The sequence below is a fragment of the Streptomyces sp. NPDC054840 genome, assembly GCF_053611065.1.
Genome location: NZ_JBSGZP010000916.1, coordinates 1 through 2,332 on the forward strand (window position 1 = coordinate 1; position 2,332 = coordinate 2,332).

At 72.9% G+C, this 2,332-nt stretch carries 2 protein-coding genes; one reads left to right on the forward strand and one right to left on the reverse strand.

Features of this window, described 5'->3' with window-relative positions; translation table 11 throughout:
- Window positions 1-48 precede the first annotated feature (48 nt).
- Entirely contained in the window at window positions 49-330 is a 282-nt protein-coding gene (locus tag ACWGIU_RS35905; protein WP_030012489.1) for an HPr family phosphocarrier protein, read from the reverse strand.
- A gap of 184 nt (window positions 331-514) precedes the next feature.
- On the opposite strand from ACWGIU_RS35905, the gene ACWGIU_RS35910 reads away from it, so the two are divergent.
- Window positions 515-2,332, forward strand: a 1,818-nt coding sequence (locus ACWGIU_RS35910) for a GNAT family N-acetyltransferase (RefSeq protein ID WP_453712282.1), incomplete at its 3' end; no start/stop codon positions are given.

A 2,332-nucleotide genomic window follows, 5' to 3' on the forward strand; every position in this document is an offset into this window, starting at 1 on the left:
CCCCGGATCGGGGGCCGCGGCTTCGCGCGTGAGGTCGAACCCGAAGGGTCAGACGGTCTCGGGAAGCTCCTCGAGGCCCTCGGCGACCAGCTTCGCGAGGCGGTCGAGCGCGGCATCCGCACCCTCGGCCTCGGAGGCGAGGACGATCTCCTCGCCGCCCTGGGCACCCAGACCCAGGACCGCCAGCATGGAGGCGGCGTTGACGGGGTCGCCGCCGGACTTCGCGATGGTCACCGGGACGCCGGAAGCGGTCGTCGCACGGACGAAGATCGAGGCGGGACGAGCGTGCAGGCCCTCGGCCCACCCGACGTTGACGCGGCGCTCTGCCATGGTGATGCCCTTCAGGTTCTTACGGTTGTCTAGACCAGTCTCTCACGGCGTCCGGAATGCTCGGACCTACCTCCGGCCTGAATTCTCCGCCGCTCGACGTTCCCCAGCTTGCCCTGATCCGTCCCGTCCCGCCCGATCCGCCGCGCGAGGCCTGCACCGCCTGATCCGGCCGTAAGGTAGGCCCATGACCATCGAGTCGGACCCCTCGTACCCGGCCCACTGGGAAGCCGATGTCGTCCTCCGTGACGGTGGCACCGCCCGGATCAGGCCCATCACCACCGAGGACGCGGGCCGGCTCGTCAGCTTCTACGAGCAGGTCTCGGACGAGTCGAAGTACTACCGCTTCTTCGCCCCCTACCCCCGGCTCTCCGACCGCGACGTGCACCGCTTCACGCACCACGACTACGTGGACCGCGTCGGCCTCGCCGCGACCATCGGCGGGGAGTTCATCGGCACCGTCCGCTACGACCGCATCGACGGCGACGGCCGGCCCGCCTCGGGACCCGCCGACGAGGCCGAGGTCGCCTTCCTCGTCCAGGACGCCCACCAGCGGCGCGGGGTCGCCTCCACCCTCCTGGAACACATCGGCGCGGTGGCCCGCGAGCGCGGCATCCGACGCTTCGCCGCCGAGGTGCTGCCCGCCAACACCAAGATGATCAAAGTCTTCACGGACGCCGGCTACCAGCAGAAGCGCAGCTTCGAGGACGGCTCCGTCCGCCTCACCCTCGACCTCGAACCCACCGCCGAGTCCCTCGCCGTGCAGCGCGCCCGCGAACAGCGCGCCGAGGCCCGCTCGGTGCAGCGGCTGCTGGCCCCCGGCTCGGTGGCCGTCGTCGGAGTCAGCCGCTCCGGCGGGGGCGTGGGCGCCGCCGCACTGCGCAACCTGCGCGACAGCGGCTTCCACGGCCACCTCTACGCGGTCAACGAGGCCGTCACCCGCGACCTGCTCGACGGGGTGCGGGCCTACCCCACCATCGAGGCCGTCGGCGCCCCGGTCGACCTCGCGGTGATCGCGGTCCCGGCCGACCGGGTCCCCGACGCGGTCGCGGCCTGCGGCGAGCACGGGGTGCAGGGGCTCGTCGTCCTGTCCGCCGGATACGGGGAGAGCGGCCCGGCCGGACTCGCCCGCCAGCGCGAACTGGTGCGGCAGGTGCGCTCCTACGGGATGCGGCTGATCGGGCCGAACGCCTACGGGTTGATCAACACCGCGCCCGAGGTGGAACTCAACGCCTCCCTCACCCCCGCACCGATGCCGACGCGCGGCCGGATCGGCCTGTTCACCCAGTCCGGGGCGATCGGCATCGCCCTGCTCTCCGCACTCCTCCGGCGCGGCGAGGGCCTGTCCTCCTTCGTCTCCGCGGGCAACCGCGCCGACGTGTCCGGAAACGACATCCTCCAGTACTGGTACGACGACGAGGCGACCGACGTCGCCCTGCTCTACCTCGAAACCCTCGGCAACCCGAGGAAGTTCACCCGCCTCGCCCGCCGCACGGCGGCCGTCAAGCCGGTGGTCGTCGCCAAGGGCGGCCGGCACAGCCCGGCCGGGCACGTCGTCCCCGACACCCGGCTGCCGGAGGCCACCGTCTCCGCCCTGCTGCGCCAGGCAGGCGTCATCCGCGTCGACACGGTCACCGAGCTCGTGGACGTCGGCCTCCTGCTGGCGGCGCAGCCGCTGCCCGCCGGGCCGCGCATCGCGATCCTCGGCAACTCCGAATCCCTCGGCATCCTCACCTACGACGCCTGCCTCACCCAGGGCCTGCGCCCCCTGCCGCCGCTGGACCTGACGACGGCGGCCGCCCCGGCGGACTTCCGCGCCGCCCTGACCGACGCGCTCCGCTCGGACGACTGCGACGCCGTGGTGGTCACGGCCATCCCGTGGGTGAGCGAGGACGCGCCGACGGACGATCTGGCCGGTGCGCTCCGCGCAGCGGTTGCCGAGCACCCCGGCAAGCCGGTGGCGGTGGTGCACGTAGAGCTCGGCGAGCTCGTCGAGGCCCTGTCC

Bases quoted from the DNA above. Each gene is read 5' to 3' on its own strand.
- ACWGIU_RS35905 (WP_030012489.1), bottom strand. From the start codon at position 330: ATGGCAGAGCGCCGCGTCAACGTCGGGTGGGCCGAGGGCCTGCACGCT.